The organism is Ensifer sp. ENS08 (genome assembly GCF_014852195.1).
In the GTDB taxonomy this organism is placed as follows: Bacteria; Pseudomonadota; Alphaproteobacteria; order Rhizobiales; family Rhizobiaceae; genus Ensifer; species Ensifer adhaerens.
This window is the reverse complement of sequence record NZ_JACVBF010000003.1, coordinates 289,064-306,553: the sequence shown is the minus strand read 5'-3', so window position 1 is coordinate 306,553 and position 17,490 is coordinate 289,064. Positions and strand designations below refer to the sequence as shown.

16 protein-coding genes are annotated in these 17,490 nt (G+C 62.8%); 14 read left to right on the top strand and 2 right to left on the bottom strand.

The features are described from left to right. Nucleotides 1–16: 16 nt before the first annotated feature. From lpdA to IB272_RS11455, 5 genes are all read left to right on the top strand, one after another. Nucleotides 17–1,462 (top strand): dihydrolipoyl dehydrogenase, encoded by a 1,446-nt coding sequence (lpdA, locus tag IB272_RS11475; RefSeq protein ID WP_060582475.1) that lies wholly within the window; start codon nt 17–19, stop codon nt 1,460–1,462. Between the two features lie 74 nt (nt 1,463–1,536). Then, nucleotides 1,537–1,788: a GlsB/YeaQ/YmgE family stress response membrane protein gene (locus IB272_RS11470; protein ID WP_034795805.1), complete on the top strand. Its 252-nt coding sequence runs from the start codon at nt 1,537–1,539 to the stop codon at nt 1,786–1,788. A gap of 131 nt (nt 1,789–1,919) precedes the next feature. Further along, nucleotides 1,920–2,891, top strand: coding sequence for a lipoyl synthase (gene lipA, locus IB272_RS11465; RefSeq protein WP_034795803.1), 972 nt, complete (start codon nt 1,920–1,922; stop codon nt 2,889–2,891). 92 nt (nt 2,892–2,983) lie between these two features. Then, the gene (locus tag IB272_RS11460; RefSeq protein ID WP_060516916.1) at nt 2,984–3,574 is read left to right on the top strand and encodes an AAA family ATPase; all 591 of its coding nucleotides are present in this window, start codon (nt 2,984–2,986) and stop codon (nt 3,572–3,574) included. A 9-nt stretch (nt 3,575–3,583) separates the two neighbouring features. Continuing rightward, nucleotides 3,584–4,033: a type II toxin-antitoxin system RatA family toxin gene (locus IB272_RS11455; protein WP_060516918.1), complete on the top strand. Its 450-nt coding sequence runs from the start codon at nt 3,584–3,586 to the stop codon at nt 4,031–4,033. Here the strand turns inward: IB272_RS11455 and IB272_RS11450 are convergent. Both IB272_RS11450 and IB272_RS11445 read right to left on the bottom strand, forming a co-directional pair. Next, the gene (locus IB272_RS11450) at nt 4,021–4,518 is read right to left on the bottom strand and encodes a CinA family protein (RefSeq protein WP_034795789.1); all 498 of its coding nucleotides are present in this window, start codon (nt 4,516–4,518) and stop codon (nt 4,021–4,023) included. The genes IB272_RS11455 and IB272_RS11450 overlap by 13 nt on opposite strands. Beyond that, nucleotides 4,518–5,723, bottom strand: a complete 1,206-nt coding sequence (locus tag IB272_RS11445) for a bifunctional 2-C-methyl-D-erythritol 4-phosphate cytidylyltransferase/2-C-methyl-D-erythritol 2,4-cyclodiphosphate synthase (RefSeq protein ID WP_192444445.1) — start codon at nt 5,721–5,723, stop codon at nt 4,518–4,520. Before IB272_RS11445 ends, IB272_RS11450 begins: the two co-directional genes overlap by 1 nt. A gap of 148 nt (nt 5,724–5,871) precedes the next feature. Here IB272_RS11445 and dusB point away from each other — a divergent pair, with 148 nt between their 5' ends. The 9 genes from dusB to hflX all read left to right on the top strand — a co-directional run bounded on the left by dusB (nt 5,872) and on the right by hflX (nt 17,415). Then, on the top strand, nt 5,872–6,915 hold the full coding sequence (dusB, locus tag IB272_RS11440) for a tRNA dihydrouridine synthase DusB (protein ID WP_060582473.1): 1,044 nt from the start codon (nt 5,872–5,874) through the stop codon (nt 6,913–6,915). Beyond that, complete coding sequence (locus tag IB272_RS11435) at nt 6,912–8,063, top strand: nitrogen regulation protein NR(II) (RefSeq protein ID WP_034795779.1); 1,152 nt, start codon at nt 6,912–6,914, stop codon at nt 8,061–8,063. The genes dusB and IB272_RS11435 overlap by 4 nt, the downstream gene beginning before the upstream one ends. Then, complete coding sequence (gene ntrC, locus IB272_RS11430; RefSeq protein ID WP_034795776.1) at nt 8,060–9,514, top strand: nitrogen regulation protein NR(I); 1,455 nt, start codon at nt 8,060–8,062, stop codon at nt 9,512–9,514. Before IB272_RS11435 ends, ntrC begins: the two co-directional genes overlap by 4 nt. A gap of 221 nt (nt 9,515–9,735) precedes the next feature. After that, the gene (locus IB272_RS11425) at nt 9,736–12,006 is read left to right on the top strand and encodes a PAS domain-containing sensor histidine kinase (RefSeq protein ID WP_192444433.1); all 2,271 of its coding nucleotides are present in this window, start codon (nt 9,736–9,738) and stop codon (nt 12,004–12,006) included. Further along, on the top strand, nt 11,996–13,360 hold the full coding sequence (ntrX, locus tag IB272_RS11420; protein WP_060582471.1) for a two-component system response regulator NtrX: 1,365 nt from the start codon (nt 11,996–11,998) through the stop codon (nt 13,358–13,360). The genes IB272_RS11425 and ntrX overlap by 11 nt, the downstream gene beginning before the upstream one ends. A 48-nt stretch (nt 13,361–13,408) precedes the next feature. Then, complete coding sequence (gene trkA, locus IB272_RS11415) at nt 13,409–14,785, top strand: Trk system potassium transporter TrkA (RefSeq protein WP_060582470.1); 1,377 nt, start codon at nt 13,409–13,411, stop codon at nt 14,783–14,785. A gap of 10 nt (nt 14,786–14,795) precedes the next feature. Further along, nucleotides 14,796–15,659: a D-amino-acid transaminase gene (locus IB272_RS11410; protein ID WP_060582469.1), complete on the top strand. Its 864-nt coding sequence runs from the start codon at nt 14,796–14,798 to the stop codon at nt 15,657–15,659. Between the two features lie 109 nt (nt 15,660–15,768). After that, complete coding sequence (hfq, locus tag IB272_RS11405) at nt 15,769–16,011, top strand: RNA chaperone Hfq (protein ID WP_003535434.1); 243 nt, start codon at nt 15,769–15,771, stop codon at nt 16,009–16,011. Nucleotides 16,012–16,089: 78 nt separating this feature from the next. Then, complete coding sequence (gene hflX, locus IB272_RS11400; protein WP_060517394.1) at nt 16,090–17,415, top strand: GTPase HflX; 1,326 nt, start codon at nt 16,090–16,092, stop codon at nt 17,413–17,415. Nucleotides 17,416–17,490 lie beyond the last annotated feature (75 nt).

Below are 17,490 nucleotides of genomic sequence, written 5' to 3'. Positions count from 1 at the left end.
CAAAGGCAGGAAACACATGGCTGAGAATTACGACGTCATCGTCATCGGTTCGGGTCCGGGGGGCTATATCGCCGCCATTCGTGCGGCACAGTTGGGTCTCAAGACCGCGGTCGTCGAGCGCGAGCATCTGGCCGGCATCTGCTCCAACTGGGGCTGCATCCCGACCAAGGCGCTGCTGCGCTCCGCCGAAGTTCTGCACTACGCCCAGCACCCGGGCAGCTATGGCATCAAGATCGAAGGCACGGTGACGCCGGACCTGAAGGCGATCGTTGCACGCTCGCGCGGCATTGCCGAGCGCATGAACGGCGGCGTCGGCTTCCTGATGAAGAAGAACAAGGTCGATGTGATCTGGGGTGAAGCCAAGCTCACGAAGCCCGGCGAGATCGTCGTCGGCAAGTCGACGAAGCCGGTCGTCCAGCCGCAGGCGCCGCTGCCGAAGAACACCAAGGGCGAGGGCACCTACACCGCCAAGCACGTCATCATCGCGACCGGCGCCCGCCCACGCGCGCTGCCGGGCATCGAGCCCGATGGCAAGCTGATCTGGACCTACTTCGAGGCGATGAAGCCTGAGGAAATGCCAAAATCGCTGCTGGTCATGGGCTCGGGCGCGATCGGCATCGAGTTCGCCTCCTTCTATCGCACCATGGGCGTCGACGTGACGGTCGTCGAAGTGATGCCGAACGTGATGCCGGTCGAAGATGCCGAGATTTCGAACATCGCCAAGAAGCAGTTTGAAAAGCAAGGCATGAAGATCCATCTCCAGGCCAAGGTGACGAAGGTCGAGAAGGCTGCCAACTCGATCACCGCCCATGTCGAGATGAAGGACGGCAAGGTCGAGAAGATCACCGCTGACCGCATGATCTCGGCCGTCGGCGTTCAGGGCAACATCGAGAACCTCGGCCTCGAAACGCTCGGGGTCAAGACCGACCGCGGCTGCATCATCATCGACGGCTACGGCAAGACCAACGTTCCCGGCGTCTACGCCATCGGCGACGTCGCCGGACCGCCGATGCTCGCCCACAAGGCCGAGCATGAGGCCGTCATCTGCGTCGAAAAGATCGCTGGCCTGCCGAACGTCCACCCGATGGACAAGCTGAAGATCCCGGGCTGCACCTATTGCCACCCGCAGGTCGCCTCCGTCGGCCTTACGGAAGCCAAGGCCAAGGAACTCGGACGCGACATCCGCGTCGGCCGTTTCCCCTTCGTTGCCAACGGCAAGGCGATCGCGCTCGGCGAGGACCAGGGCATGGTCAAGACGATCTTCGACAAGAAGACCGGCGAACTCTTGGGCGCCCACATGGTCGGTGCGGAAGTCACCGAACTGATCCAGGGCTTCGTCGTCGCGATGAACCTCGAGACGACCGAAGAAGATCTGATGCACACGATCTTCCCGCATCCTACGATCTCCGAGACGATGAAGGAAAGCGTGCTCGACGCCTACGGCCGCGCGCTCAACGCCTGATGGTTTCGGCGCCGGCGCTTTTGGTGTAGCTTTGGCATTGATAATGGGCGCATTTTCAATGCACGGAGACCAAAATGAGCGTGAACGGCGTCGGTATTTTGGCTGCGATCATCGTCGGCGGTTTGGCCGGGTGGCTCGCGGAGAAGTTCATGGGCAGCAGCATGGGGCTGATCATGAACATAGTGCTTGGCATCATCGGTGCGGTGGTGCTGAATTTCGTCCTGGCGGCCTTCGGCATGGCCTATGCCGGCTGGGTCGCCTACCTGATCATCGGCTTCATCGGCGCATGCCTGTTGATCGCCGCTGGTCGGGTCGTGAAACGATAGTCCGTCGGGCCATCTGCGCTTCCGTCGGGCTTCGAAAATAGACGGCCTGACATTTCCGGTCGGGCCGTCTATATAGAGCGAAAATGGGTCATCCGGCCTGATGCCGGATCCGCCGCGACGAGGAAGACAGTATGGTAACGGTGTTCGATGCCGTCTCTGACCGGGCGCAACGCGTCCGCCACCCGGAAAAGGCCCACAAGCCCGACACGGAAGTGATGCGCAAGCCGGAGTGGATCCGCGTCAAGGCGCCGATGTCCAAGGGCTACCAGGAGACGCGCGAGCTGGTGCGTTCGCACAAGCTCGTGACCGTGTGCGAGGAAGCCGGTTGCCCGAACATCGGCGAATGCTGGGACAAGAAGCACGCCACGTTCATGATCATGGGCGAGATCTGTACCCGCGCCTGCGCCTTCTGCAACGTCGCGACCGGGAAGCCGAATGCGCTCGACATGGAAGAGCCGGCCAACATCGCCAAGGCCGTCAAGCAGATGGGCCTCAGCCACGTCGTCATCACTTCGGTCGACCGTGACGATCTGGAAGATGGCGGCGCCGAACACTTCGAGAAGGTCATCTGGGCGATCCGCGAGGCCTCGCCGACGACCACGATCGAAATCCTGACGCCGGACTTCCTGAAGAAGCCGGGTGCGCTGGAACGCGTCGTTGCCGCCAAGCCTGACGTCTTCAACCACAATATGGAAACGGTTCCCGGCAACTACCTGACGGTCCGCCCCGGTGCGCGCTACTTCCACTCCGTCCGCCTGCTGCAGCGCGTGAAGGAACTGGACCCGACCATGTTCACCAAGTCCGGCATCATGGTCGGCCTCGGCGAAGAGCGCAACGAAGTGCTGCAGTTGATGGACGACCTGAGGACCGCCGATGTCGACTTCCTGACGATCGGCCAATACCTGCAGCCGACGCGCAAGCACCACAAGGTCGAAGCGTTCGTCACGCCCGAGGAGTTCAAGTCCTACGAGACTGTCGCCTACACCAAGGGCTTCCTGATGGTGTCGTCGAGCCCGCTGACGCGCTCGTCGCACCACGCCGGCGACGACTTTGCGCGGCTGCGTGCAGCCCGCGAAAAGAAGCTGGCGGCCGTGGCAGGCTGACGGCTCGGCCGCTCAAAAAAATACCGAAACTCCGGCCCCGAGCCGGAGTTTCGCATTGGGTTTACTTGTTCCCGAGTTCCGCGGGAGTTTCCATGGACCTGCCGTCAAAACCGGCAATCGTCAACTATGTCGACGATGCCGTTGCCGCCGACCATATTCGCAGGGCCAGGCGCATCCTCGTGGTCGGATGCTCCGGCGGCGGCAAGTCAACGCTTTCACAGAAGCTCGCCCGTCAGTTCCAGTTGACCTACATCTCGATCGATCGCGATATCCGGTGGTTGCCGGGTTGGGCAGAGCGTGACCGGGCGGAGCAGCGCCAGCGCATTGTCGAGAGGATCGCCGCCGATCGCTGGGTCATGGATGGCACCGGTCCGTCCACATTCGATATCCGGGTGCCGAGAAGCGACATCGTGATCTGGGTGCGCATGCCGCGGCTTGTCTGCATATGGGGCGTCGTCACCCGCTGGCTGAAACATTTCGGCCGCACCCGCCCGGAGATGGCGCCGGGCTGCATCGAAAAGGTCGATTGGGATTTCCTTCAGTTCATCTGGACGTTTGAGCAGAAGTTTACGCCGCACATCGTCGCAGGTCTGGCGAAGCACGGCCCTGACGTGCCGGTTCTGCAGTTGAAATCGCGGCGCCAGATGCGCAGGCTCCTTGATCTTCTCGGTTCTCCCGCTTAACTCCCCTTTATGCCGCATTTCGAAACCAACCACGTCGTCAAGCACACCGCAGACCAGATGTTCGACCTCGTTGCCGACGTCGAACAGTATCCGCAGTTTCTACCGCTCTGTGAGGCGCTGACGGTGCGCTCGCGCAAGGAGCGCGATGGCAAAGTGCTGCTGCTTGCCGATATGACCGTCGGTTACAAGGCGATTCGCGAGACCTTCACGACGCAGGTGCTGCTGAACAAGGCAGAGCGGACGATCGACGTCAAATACATCGACGGGCCGTTCAAATATCTCGACAACCGCTGGCGCTTCGAGCCTTCGGGCGAGGGGCAGTCGATCGTGCACTTCGACATCGACTACGAGTTCAAAAGCCGCATCCTCGGGGCCTTGATGGGCTCGATGTTCGACCGTGCCTTCCGCATGTTCTCCGACGCCTTCGAAAAGCGCGCCGACAGCATCTATTCGGCCTGAGCGATCTGCGTGAGCAGATCGAGTGCGGTGCGGATGGTCGCAAGCCTTATGTTGCTGCGGCCGATATCGCCGTAGCGCATCTCGCGATGCAGCAGCGCGCCGTTTCGCCCTGCCGCAGCGAGATGCACAAGGCCGACAGGCTTTTCAGCCGAACCACCGCTCGGCCCGGCGATGCCGGTGACGGCAACGGCGAAGTCAGCCGCCGAATGCGCGATTGCGCCCTGTGCCATCTCGATCGCCGTCTGCCGCGAGACGGCACCATGGGCGACGAGCGTCGCCGTCTCGACGCCGAGCATTGCGACCTTTGCCTCGTTGGAATAGGTGACGAAGCCGCGGTCGAGGACTGCGGACGAACCGGAGATCTCGGTCAGCGCACCGGCGATCAGGCCACCAGTGCAGGATTCGGCGGTCGCGACCTTGCGGCCATTTGCCGTGAACTGCGCGATGATCTCACCGGCTTTGACTTCGATGTCGGCGGACCACATCACGAAAGGTTCCCATAGACGACCGTCGCCGTGGCGATCGCGGCGATGCCTTCGTCGCGGCCGACGAAACCAAGGCGTTCGTTGGTCGTTGCCTTGACCGAGCACCGGTCGAGTGAAATCCCCAGCATGTCCGAGAGATTTTCGCGCATCGTCAGGCGGTGCGGCCCGACCTTCGGCGCTTCGGCGATCAGCGAAACGTCTGCATTGGTGATGATGCCGCCGCGCTCGCGCACGATTTTGGCCGCGTGCTCCAGGAAAATGCGAGACGGCGCGCCCTTCCATTGCGGATCGGACGGCGGGAAATGATCGCCGATGTCGCCGGCGCCACAGGTGGCGAGCAGCGCGTCGGTGAGCGCATGCAGCGCCACGTCGGCATCGGAATGGCCGGAAAGTTTCTTGGTGTGCGCAATGAAGACGCCACAGAGCGTGACGCCGTCGCCCTCGACGAGCTGGTGCACGTCGTAGCCGTTGCCGGTGCGCACATCGGGCAGGGCAATCCGATTGAGTTTCTCGTCGGCCATGGCGATATCCCTTTTCAGCGTAAGCTTGACGTTGTCGACGGCGCCTTCGACGAGCACGACCTTGAGGCCGGCCCATTCAGCGATCGACGCGTCGTCGGTAAAATCCGTGCGGCCGCTTCTCGCCGCCTCCCGGTGTGCGGCAAGAATGGCCTGGAGATCGAATGTCTGTGGCGTCTGTGCGCCGTAGAGGCCGTCGCGCGGCACGGTTTCCGTGACCATGCCATCCTTGCCGGCACGCTTCAGCGTGTCTGCGACGGCGACCGCCGGCAGTACGGCCCTGACGTCCTCACTCAATGCCGCAGCGCACCGCGACAGCAGCGCGTGATCGGCAAAGGGGCGCACCGCATCGTGGATCATCACGCGGCGCGCGCCGATGTCGGCCAGGGCTTCGAGGCCGGCGAGCACCGATATCTGCCGGGTCGCGCCGCCGTGGACGATGATCACGTCGCTCGCCACCGAGCGTTTGCGTGCGGCGTTAAACAGCGCCTCGTCGTCCGGATGGATGACGACGACGATCGGACCGGCGCCCGGCCATGTCGCGAAAGTGTCAAGCGTATGGGCGATAACGGGGCGGTCGCCGATAGTTCGGTACTGCTTCGGGCCCTCGGCGGATTGCCCGGCGCGTTCGCCGCGTCCTGCCGCGACGATAACCACGCCGCACTTGAACTGTTCTTGAGGCTGCATTTTCTGTATGAGGTCCCGCATTCGCCGATCTTCGCCGTGATGTACCGCGAAGGGTCGTGCTTTGCCAGCTGAGCTTAGAATTTTGCGCGCCGCGCCGAAATCGCTTGGCAAGTCCGAGAACAATGTCTAAAAATAGTGCAGGAACAACATGTGCCTGAAAGATATGCATTTGCCAATTCCGGCTCTTTCGTCTCCGCTTCGTATCGGATCCATCGAAATCCGCAACAGAGTTGCGCTCGCGCCGATGTCCGGCGTCACCGATCTCCCATTCCGGCGGCTTGCCTGGCGCTTCGGTGCGGGTTTCGTCGTGACTGAAATGGTGGCGAGCCGTGAACTGGTCGGCAATGCCCAGGAATCCTGGGCGCGGCTGAAGAACTCCGGGATCGAGCCGCACATCGTCCAGCTTGCGGGCCGTGAGGCCCATTGGATGGCGGAGGCCGCGAAGATCGCTGCCGACAATGGCGCCGACATCATCGACATCAATATGGGCTGCCCGGCAAAGAAGGTGACGGGCGGTTACTCCGGTTCGGCCCTGATGCGCGACCCCGATCACGCTTTGTCGCTGGTTGAGGCGACCGTCAACTCCGTCGATGTGCCCGTGACGCTGAAGATGCGGCTCGGCTGGGATGAAAACTCGATCAATGCGCCGCTGATTGCCAAGCGCGCCGAAGAGGCGGGCGTGAAGGCAATTACCGTGCACGGCCGCACGCGCATGCAGTTCTACAACGGCAAGGCGGATTGGGATGCGATCCGATTGGTCCGCGACGTCGTTACCGTGCCGCTGGTCGCCAATGGTGACGTGGAGACGGTCGCCGATGCGGAAGAGATTCTCCGCCGATCGGGCGCGGACGCCGTCATGGCCGGCCGGTCCTCGCAGGGGCGCCCGTGGCACGTCGGGCTTCTCGCCGGGGCGGTCACGCATCCGTCAGCGGCGGAGGTCGCCGATATCTTTGCGGAGCACTACGAGATGATGCTCGAATTCTATGGCGTTGAGGTCGGCCTCCGGCATGCCCGCAAGCATGTCGCCTGGTATCTCGATCGCGCCGCCCCTGACCTTGCGGGCCCGGAAAAGGCAGCAATCCTGACATCGACCGATGCCCGTTTCGTCCGCGACAGGGCCCGTGCGGCGATGCTCGACGCCGCCTCGGGTAAGCCGGAAGGCGAGGCGGTCGAAGAAGGAATTGCCGCATGACCGAGAAACCGAGCATGCCGGATGCCGTCGCCAACGGTCTGTCGATGGCGGTTCTGAACGCCATCCAGAACCCGGTGATCATGGTGGATGCCAAGGGTCTCGTCGCCTTTGCCAACTGGGAGGCCGAATCGTTTTTCGGCGCCAGCGCCAACCACCTGGCGCGCCATGACATCAGCGCCTTCATTCCCTTTGGTAGTCCGCTGCTGACGCTGATCGAGCAGGTGCGCGAGCGCAAGGCGCCGGTCAACGAGTATCGCGTCGACCTGAGTTCGCCGCGCCTTGGGGCCGACAAGCTGGTCGATCTCTATGTCGCCCCTGTACTGTCCGAGCCGGGTGCGGTCGTCGTCGTCTTCCAGGAGCGTTCGATGGCCGACAAGATCGACCGGCAGCTGACGCATCGCGGTGCTGCCCGTTCGGTGACCGGTCTCGCCTCGATGCTGGCGCATGAAATCAAGAACCCGCTCTCGGGCATCCGAGGTGCTGCGCAACTGCTGGAGACCTCCGCCAACGACGAGGACCGCGCGCTGACGCGGCTGATCTGCGACGAGACCGACCGCATCGTTTCGCTGGTCGATCGCATGGAGGTGTTTTCCGACGAGCGCCCCGTCGATCGCGTGCCGCTGAACATCCATTCGGTGCTCGACCACGTGAAGGCGATCGCCAAGGCCGGCTTCGCCCGCCACATCAAGTTCGCGGAGCACTACGATCCGTCGCTGCCGCCCGTCTATGCCAACCGCGATCAGCTGGTTCAGGTGTTCCTGAACCTGATCAAGAATGCGGCCGAAGCGATCGGCGAGCGCCACGACGGCGAAATCCTGCTGACGACCGCCTACCGGCCGGGCATTCGCCTGTCGGTTGCCGGGACGCGCGAGAAGATCTCGCTGCCGCTGGAATTCTGCGTGCACGACAATGGCCCAGGCGTCCCTCAGGACCTGCTGCCGCTCTTGTTTGACCCCTTCATCACCACCAAGACCAATGGTTCAGGCCTGGGTCTCGCTCTGGTTGCCAAGATCATCGGCGGCCATGGCGGGATCGTCGAATGCGACAGCCAGCAGAACCGCACCACCTTCCGCGTGCTGATGCCTGCCTCCAAGGGCCAGGCCGCGGATGACGACGACATGCCGATGACAAAAGGAAACCTTGCATGACCGGTGCCACGATCCTCGTCGCGGATGACGATGCCGCCATTCGCACCGTGCTGAACCAGGCGCTCAGCCGCGCCGGCTACGATGTCCGCATCACCTCCAACGCGGCGACGCTGTGGCGCTGGATTGCGGCGGGCGATGGCGATCTGGTCGTGACCGACGTGGTGATGCCGGACGAAAACGCCTTCGATCTTCTCCCGCGCATCAAGAAGGCGCGCCCCGACCTGCCGGTGCTGGTCATGAGCGCCCAGAACACATTCATGACGGCGATCAAGGCCTCGGAGAAGGGCGCCTACGACTATCTGCCGAAGCCTTTCGACCTGACAGAGTTGATCGGCATCATCGGCCGGGCGCTGTCGGAGCCGAAGCGCCGGCCGGCAAAGCTCGACGACGACACCCAGGACGGCATGCCGCTGGTCGGCCGCTCGGCTGCGATGCAGGAAATCTACCGGGTGCTGGCGCGCCTGATGCAGACCGACCTGACCCTGATGATCACGGGCGAGTCCGGCACCGGCAAGGAGCTTGTTGCCCGCGCGCTGCACGACTATGGCAAGCGCCGCAACGGCCCTTTCGTGGCCATCAACATGGCGGCGATCCCGCGCGACCTGATCGAATCGGAACTGTTCGGCCACGAGAAGGGCGCCTTTACCGGTGCGCAGATGCGCTCGACCGGCCGCTTCGAGCAGGCCGAAGGCGGAACGCTCTTCCTCGACGAAATCGGCGACATGCCGATGGACGCGCAGACGCGTCTTCTACGCGTCTTGCAGCAGGGGGAATATACGACCGTCGGCGGACGCACGCCGATCCGCTCCGACGTGCGTATTGTCGCGGCAACCAACAAGGACCTGAAGCAGTCGATCAATCAGGGCCTGTTCCGCGAAGACCTCTACTATCGTCTGAACGTCGTGCCGCTGCGGTTGCCGCCGCTGCGCGACCGTGCCGAGGACATTCCGGACCTCGTGCGCCACTTCGTCCAGCAAGCGGAAAAGGAAGGCTTGGACGTCAAGCGCTTCGACCATGAGGCGCTGGAGCTGATGAAGGCGCACCCCTGGCCAGGCAACGTTCGCGAGCTGGAGAACCTGGTGCGGCGCCTGACGGCACTTTATCCACAGGATGTCATCAGCCGCGAGATCATCGAAAACGAGCTTCGCTCCGAGATCCCGGATAGCCCGATCGAGAAGGCGGCGGCGCGTCCGGGCTCGCTGACGATTTCGCAGGCGGTCGAAGAAAATATGCGCCAGTATTTCGCAAGCTTTGGCGAGGCCTTGCCTCCGGCCGGCCTTTACGACCGGGTACTTGCGGAAATGGAGTATCCGCTGATCCTCGCAGCGCTCACCGCCACCCGCGGCAACCAGATCAAGGCGGCCGATCTGCTCGGCCTCAACCGCAACACGCTGCGCAAGAAGATCCGCGAGCTCGGTGTTTCGGTCTATCGCAGCTCACGCAGCGCTTGACTTGGCCGCACCCACCGTTGCATTTTCGCCACAATGCGTTGCTTGAACGGATAACGGCCGCCGAATCGCGCGTCGTTGCCGTCCTGTTCAATCGATTTGACCCAATCGATTGACGGGGGTGCCGCGCGGCAGCCCATCTGGGTGGTGAGGTCAACCTTTGACCCGAGAATGCAAGCAAGAGATGCCGTCGCCGGCCGGCGACGGTTGGGGGAACGCTTTTCATGGTGGACGCAATGGCCTTGCCGCTGGGCACAGATGAGGGACTGGCGGCGCAGGATCGCCGTGGCTCCTTTGCCCTGCCGGGCCTGATGTTGGCAACCGGCGCGCTGATCTGTGCGACCGTTTCCCTGCTCGTGCTTCTCGGCCTGACGCCAATCAAGCTCGAACGAAATATCGTCATCGCCTGTGCGGCGATCAACAGCCTCTTCGTCGTCGGCCTCATCTATCTGATCGCCCGTGAAATCCTGCGTCTGCTGCGCGCCCGCCACAAAGGCCGTGCCGCAGCCCGACTGCACGTGCGCATCGTCGCGCTGTTTTCAATCGTGGCGATCACGCCGGCGGTTCTCGTCGCGATCTTTGCCAGCATCACGCTCGATGTCGGCCTTGACCGCTGGTTCTCGCTCCGAACCCAGGCGATCGTCCGCTCCTCGATCAACGTGGCGCAGGCCTACGTGCTCGAGAATGCCAGCTATCTCCAGGGCCAGACCGTCTCGATGGCGAACGACCTCGAGCGCAACCGTCAGCTCTACAGCCTCGACCGTACGGGCTTTGCCGAGCTGATGACCCGCCAGGCGCGCGGACGCGGCATGCTTGGCGCCTTTCTTGTGCGTGCCGACGGCAGCCCCATCGTGCAGGCCAACATCTCGACCGATCGGCCGCTGCCGGCGATCCCGCCGGATGCGTTGAAGAGTTCCGTCTCCGGCCAGCCGACCCTGATCCCGCCAGGGATCACCAACCTTGTCGGCGCAGTCATCCCGCTTGACGACATCCCGGGCACCTTCCTCTACACGGTTCGCAACGTCGATCCGGAGGTGATGCGCTCGCTCCGGCTGATGGAGGAGAACACCGCCGAGTACAAGATGCTCGAGGCCGGGCGAACCTTCACCCAGATCGCCTTCGGCGTCCTCTATCTCGGCTTTGCCCTCATCGTACTGCTGGCCGCGATCTGGACCGCGATCGCCGTCGCTGACCGGATTGTCCGGCCCATCCGCCAGCTGATCGGTGCCGCCGACAGCGTCGCTTCCGGTAATCTCGATGTCGTCGTGCCGGTGCGCGCCGTCGATGGCGACGTCGGTAATCTGTCACGAACCTTCAACAAGATGGTTTCTGAGATCCGCAGCCAGCAGGAGCAGATCCTGGAGGCCAAGGACGAAGTCGACCACCGCCGCCGCTTCATCGAGGCGGTTCTGTCGGGCGTGACCGCGGCTGTCATCGGTGTCGGTCGTGACCGCCAGATCACCATTGCCAATCCGTCGTCCGAAGATTTCCTGAAGAAGGCCGCGCCGGATCTTCTCGGTGCCGATCTCAGGCAGATCGCGCCCGAGATCGAGGAGGTCCTGGTCGAGGCCGAAGGGCGCCATCGCAACGATTACCGCAAGCAGATCAACGTTATGCGCGGCGGAACCGAGCGCACGCTGAACGTTCAGGTGACGCGCGAAGAGGGCGGCGAGGCGAACGAATCCTACGTCATCACCATCGACGACATCACCGATCTCGTCATCGCCCAGCGCTCGACCGCCTGGGCGGACGTGGCGCGCCGCATCGCCCACGAGATCAAGAACCCGCTGACGCCGATCCAGCTTTCCGCCGAGCGCCTGAAGCGGCGCTACGGCAAACAGATCAATCAGGGCGACAAAGCCGTTTTCGACCAGTGCACGGACACCATTGTGCGCCAGGTGGAAGACATCGGACGCATGGTGGACGAGTTCTCGGCCTTCGCGCGCATGCCGAAGCCGACAAAGGAACGGGCGGATCTTCGCGCGATCCTGAAGGATGCAGTGTTCCTGCGCGAAATGGGCAACAACCACATCAACTTCGTGCGCGACTTCGGCGAGGAGCCGCTTGAGGGCTTGTTCGACGGGCGCATGCTCGGCCAGGCCTTCGGCAACATCGTCAAGAATGCCGTGGAATCGATCGAGGCGGTGCCGGCGGATGCGGTCCGCGGCCAGCCTGTCGTCGTGGCGCGTGCGCGAACCGATGCGGGGACCGGCCAGTTCGTCGTCGACATCATCGACAACGGCAAGGGCCTGCCCACGGAAAACCGGCACCGTATTCTGGAGCCATACATGACGATGCGCGAGAAGGGCACGGGCCTGGGTCTCGCCATCGTCAAGAAGATCATTGAGGACCATGGCGGACAATTGGAATTGCACGACGCGCCTGCCGAATACGACGGCGGTGTCGGGGCGATGATCCGCGTGATCCTGCCGCCTGCCGGAGAAACCGCGGGCGAAGAGAGTTTGAAGGATAAGGGTGCGAGCGATGGCCGCTGATATTCTGGTTGTGGACGATGAGGAAGATATCCGCGAGATCGTGTCGGGTATCCTGTCCGACGAGGGGCACGAAACGCGCACCGCCTTCGACAGCGACAGCGCGCTGGCGGCGATCAGCGATCGCGTGCCGCGGCTGGTCTTCCTCGACATCTGGATGCAGGGAAGCCGCCTCGATGGCCTGGCGCTGCTCGACGAGATCAAGGGGCGGCACCCGGATCTTCCGGTTGTCATGATTTCCGGTCACGGCAACATCGAGACCGCGGTCAACGCCATCAAGCGCGGCGCCTATGATTTCATCGAGAAGCCCTTCAAGGCCGACCGTCTGATCCTGATCGCCGAACGGGCGCTGGAAAATTCCAAGCTCAAGCGGGAAGTCTCGGAGCTGAAAAAGAAGTCCGGCGATCCGGTCGAGCTGATCGGCACGTCCGTTGCCGTCTCGCAGCTTCGCCAGACGGTCGAAAAGGTCGCGCCGACCAACAGCCGCATCATGATCCAGGGGCCCTCGGGTTCCGGTAAGGAATTGGTCGCGCGTATGATCCACCGCAAGTCGACGCGATCGACAGGCCCCTTCGTGGCGCTGAACGCAGCGGCGATCACGCCGGACCGAATGGAAATCGCGCTCTTCGGGACCGAGGGCACGCCGGGCCAGCCGCGCCGCACGGGCGCGCTCGAGGAAGCCCATGGCGGCATCCTTTATCTCGACGAGATCGGCGAAATGCCGCGCGAGACGCAAAACAAGATCCTGCGCGTGCTCGTCGACCAGCAGTTCGAGCGTGTCGGCGGCACCAAGCGCGTGAAGGTCGACGTCCGGATCATCTCGTCGACGGCCTACAATCTCGAAAATATGATCTCCGAGGGGCTGTTCCGCGAAGACCTGTTCCACCGGCTGGCAGTCATTCCGGTTCGTGTTCCGGCACTGGCCGAGCGGCGTGAAGACATTCCGTTCCTCGTCGACATGTTCATGCGCCAGGTCAGCGAGCAGGCGGGCATCCGTCCGCGCAAGATTGGCGACGACGCGCTGGCGGTGTTGCAGGCGCATGACTGGCCGGGCAACATCCGCCAGCTTCGCAACAACATCGAGCGGCTGATGATCCTTGCCCGCAGCGACGGTCCGGATACGCCGATCTCGGCCGACATGCTCCCAACCGAAGTGGGTGACACCCTGCCGAAGATTTCGGCCCAGGGCGACCAGCACATCATGACCTTGCCGTTGCGCGAGGCTCGCGAAATGTTCGAACGTGATTATCTGATCGCGCAGATCAACCGATTCGGCGGCAATATTTCGCGCACGGCGGAGTTTGTCGGTATGGAGCGGTCGGCGCTGCATCGGAAGCTGAAGTCGCTGGGCGTCTGAACCGGAATTTCCGGCCAACCCGCCCGCGCTCGCATGTGAAAGAACGACATGAAGGTAGTCATTTGTGGCGCGGGGCAGGTCGGTTACGGCATTGCCGAGCGACTGGCGCAGGAAGACAACGACGTTTCGGTGATCGATACGTCGGCGGCGCTGATCGCCAACATCACCGAGAGCCTCGACGTGCGCGGTTATGTGGGCCATGGCGCGCATCCGGATGTGCTCGCCAAGGCGGGTGCTGACCAGGCCGACATGCTGATTGCGGTCACGCTGTCCGACGAGGTCAACATCGTCGCCTGTGAAGTGGCTCATGCGATCTTCAACGTGCCAACGAAGGTTGCGCGCATTCGGGCGCAGAGCTATCTGGCGCCTGAGTACGCGAACCTGTTTTCGCGCGAAAACGTGCCGATCGATGTCACCATCTCGCCCGAAGTCGAGGTCGGGCGGCTCGTGCTGCGGCGCATTTCCTTTCCCGGCGCGATCGACGTCGTGCGTTTCGCCGATGACCGCATCGCCATGGTCGCCTTCGAGTGCCTGGAAGACTGTCCCGTCGTCGGCACGCCGCTGCAACAGTTGAGCGAACTGTTTCCTGACCTGCTTGCGACCGTCACCGGCATTTTCCGCAACGGCAAGGTGATCGTGCCCCATTCCGACGACCAGTTGCAGGCGGGCGATATCGCCTATGTCGTCTGCGATCGGGATCATGCGCGGCGCACGCTGGCGCTCTTCGGCCACGAAGAGCAGGAGGCGCGGCGCATCATCATTTTCGGCGGCGGCAATGTCGGCTATTTCGTTGCCAAGACGATCGAGGAACACCAGCCGCGCACGCGGGTGAAGCTGATCGAGAGCGATCGCGACCGCGCGGTGATGATGGCCGACAAGTTGAGCAGCACGGTCGTCCTCAACGGGTCGGCCATGGACCAGCGGATTCTCGCCCAGGCTGATGTCCAGGACGCCGATCTCGTCGTGGCGCTTACCAACAACGACCAGATCAACATCCTCGGCAGCATGATGGCGAAACACCTGGGTGCAAAGTCCACACTCGTCCTCATCAACGAACCGTCCTACCAGGATTTTGCCGCGACCGCCGGCGTCGACGCCTATGTGAACCCGCGCGCGGTGACCATTTCGCGCGTGCTGCAGCATGTCCGCAAGGGCCGCATCCGCTCGGTCTATGCGGTGCAGAAGGGCATGGCCGAGGTGATCGAGGCCGAGGCTCTGGAAACGTCCCCGCTCGTCGGCAAGGCCCTGCGCGACCTCGAACTTCCCGACGGAATCCGCATCGGCGCGCTCTATCGCGACAAGACGTTCATCCGCCCTGATGGCGCCACCCGGATCAAGGCGAGGGACCGCGTCGTGCTCTTTGCCACGGCCGATGCGGTGCGCCATGTCGAGCAATTGTTCCGCGTCAGCATCCAGTATTTCTAAGGTCGAGACGATGTCCCGAATTGCCTATGTCAACGGCGCCTACGTGCCGCACGCGGACGCCGGCGTCCATATCGAGGACCGCGGCTATCAGTTTGCGGACGGCGTCTACGAGGTCTGCGAGGTGCGTCACGGCTATATCGTCGATCTCACCCGTCATCTCGATCGCCTCGGCCGCTCGCTCAGCGAACTGCGCATCGACTGGCCGATGACAAGGGCCGCGCTCGTCCACGTGATCCGCGAAGTCATCCGGCGCAACCGGGTGAGAAACGGCCTGTTCTACATGCAAGTCACGCGCGGCGTGGCGCGCCGCGATCACGTCTTTCCCGTATCGGAAACACGCCCGTCGATCGTGGTGACGGCGAAGCGCACCGACACTGCAGCTATTGCCAGGAAGGCGACCCATGGCATTGCGGCGATCACGGTGCCGGAAAACCGTTGGGATCGTGTCGACATCAAGTCGGTCGGGCTTCTGCCCAACGTGCTGGCGCGCCAGAAGGCCAAGGAGGAAGGCGCACAGGAGGCGATCTTCGTCGATGCCGACGGCACGGTGAAGGAAGGCGCAGCGACCAATGTCTGGATTGTCGATCGCGACGGAAACCTGCGCACACGACCGGCAGAACACGGCATCCTCAAGGGAATCACCCGCACCACCTTGATGGATGTAGCGGTGCAGCTTGGGCTTAAAATCGAGGAGAGGGCGTTCTCGGTCGATGAGATGCTCGCGGCGCGCGAAGTGTTTATTACGGCCGCCACCAGCATCTGTTTTCCGGTCGTTTCGATCGACGGCAAGCCGATCGGCAACGGCCATCCAGGAAGCATAGCACAGAATATTCGCGAAGCCTTTTTCGGCGTTGCGGAAAAGACATTGATTTGATACCAACTCTGAAGAGGTGTCGGGGAAGGTACTTGTGGCGCCTCTGATTGCTGAATTTGACAAAAATGCACCGGCGCAAAACGCCGGCAAATAAGAAAGAAGCGGCGCGATGGCGGAACGTTCTCAAAACTTGCAGGATCTCTTTCTCAATACGGTCCGCAAGCAAAAGATTTCCTTGACAATTTTTCTCATCAACGGCGTCAAGCTTACCGGCGTTGTAACCTCGTTCGACAACTTCTGCGTCCTGCTGCGTCGCGACGGCCACTCGCAACTGGTCTACAAGCACGCGATCTCGACCATCATGCCCGGCCAGCCGCTGCAGATGTTCGAGAACGAAGAAGCCGCATCCTGACGGGACGTTAGGCACATTACCAAACGTGATTCAAAATTGTCGTCGATCATTCCGGAGCTCGAGAAGCTCCGCGACGACATGCGCGCGGTCGTCATCGTTCCAGTCTTGAAAAAGACCGGACGGCAGTCCGCAGATATGCTCTCGACCACCACGACGCGCTCGGACGAAAGTCGCCTCGAAGAGGCGACCGGTCTCGCCATGGCGATCGATCTTGAGGTCGTGCATGGCGCCATCGTTCCGGTGGCGCAGCCGAAGCCGGGCACCTTGCTTGGTACCGGCAAGATCGAAGAGATTGGCCACATCCTCGTCGAGCTCGATGCCGGTCTTGTCATCGTCGACCATCCGCTGACGCCGGTGCAACAACGCAATCTCGAGAAGGAATGGAACGCCAAGGTCATTGACCGTACGGGCCTCATTCTCGAAATCTTCGGCCGCCGCGCCTCCACCAAGGAAGGCACGCTGCAGGTCGATCTCGCGCATCTCAACTATCAGAAGGGCCGCCTGGTCCGAAGCTGGACCCACCTTGAGCGCCAGCGCGGTGGTGGCGGCTTCATGGGCGGTCCGGGTGAAACCCAGATCGAAGCGGACCGGCGCTTGCTGCAGGATCGCATCGTCAAGCTCGAGCGCGAGTTGGAGCAGGTGCGCCGCACACGGCAGTTGCATCGCTCTAAGCGCAAGAAGGTACCGCACCCGATCGTCGCCCTCGTCGGCTACACCAATGCCGGCAAGTCGACGCTGTTCAACCGCATGACCGGGGCAGGCGTTCTGGCCGAGGATATGCTGTTTGCAACGCTCGACCCGACGCTTCGGCGGCTGAAGCTGCCGCATGGCCGGATGGTCATCCTCTCCGACACTGTCGGCTTCATTTCCGACCTGCCGACCCATCTCGTCGCCGCGTTTCGCGCGACGCTGGAAGAGGTGCTGGAGGCGGATCTGATCCTGCATGTCCGCGACCTCTCGGACCCGGACAACCAGGCACAAGCAAGCGACGTTCTCAGAATCCTGTCCGATCTCGGCATCGACGAGAAGGAAGCCTCCGAGCGCCTGATCGAGGTCTGGAACAAGATCGACCGGTTGGATGACGAATCACGCGAGGCATTGCGCGGCAAAGCGGCGACGTCCAACAACACGGTTGCCGTTTCCGCGATCACCGGTGACGGCGTCGACGAACTGCTCGCCGAAATCGGCCGTCGTCTTTCCGGCGTCCTGACGGAATGCACTGTCGTTCTCGGCATCGATCAGCTGCAGCTTCTGCCCTGGGTCTACCAGCACGCGATCGTCGACGGTCGCGAAGACCTGGAAGACGGGCGTGTGAGCCTTGATCTCAGGTTGACCGAGAACGAGGCCTCCGAGTTGGAGCGTCGCCTCGGAAACGGGCCGAAGCCGGTCGAGGAAGACTGGTAAGTCATAGCTTTCCCGGGGTTGGCGGCTAGCGGGCCGTCGGCCTCAGCTTTGGGAAAGAGGACGCATGGCGGGCAC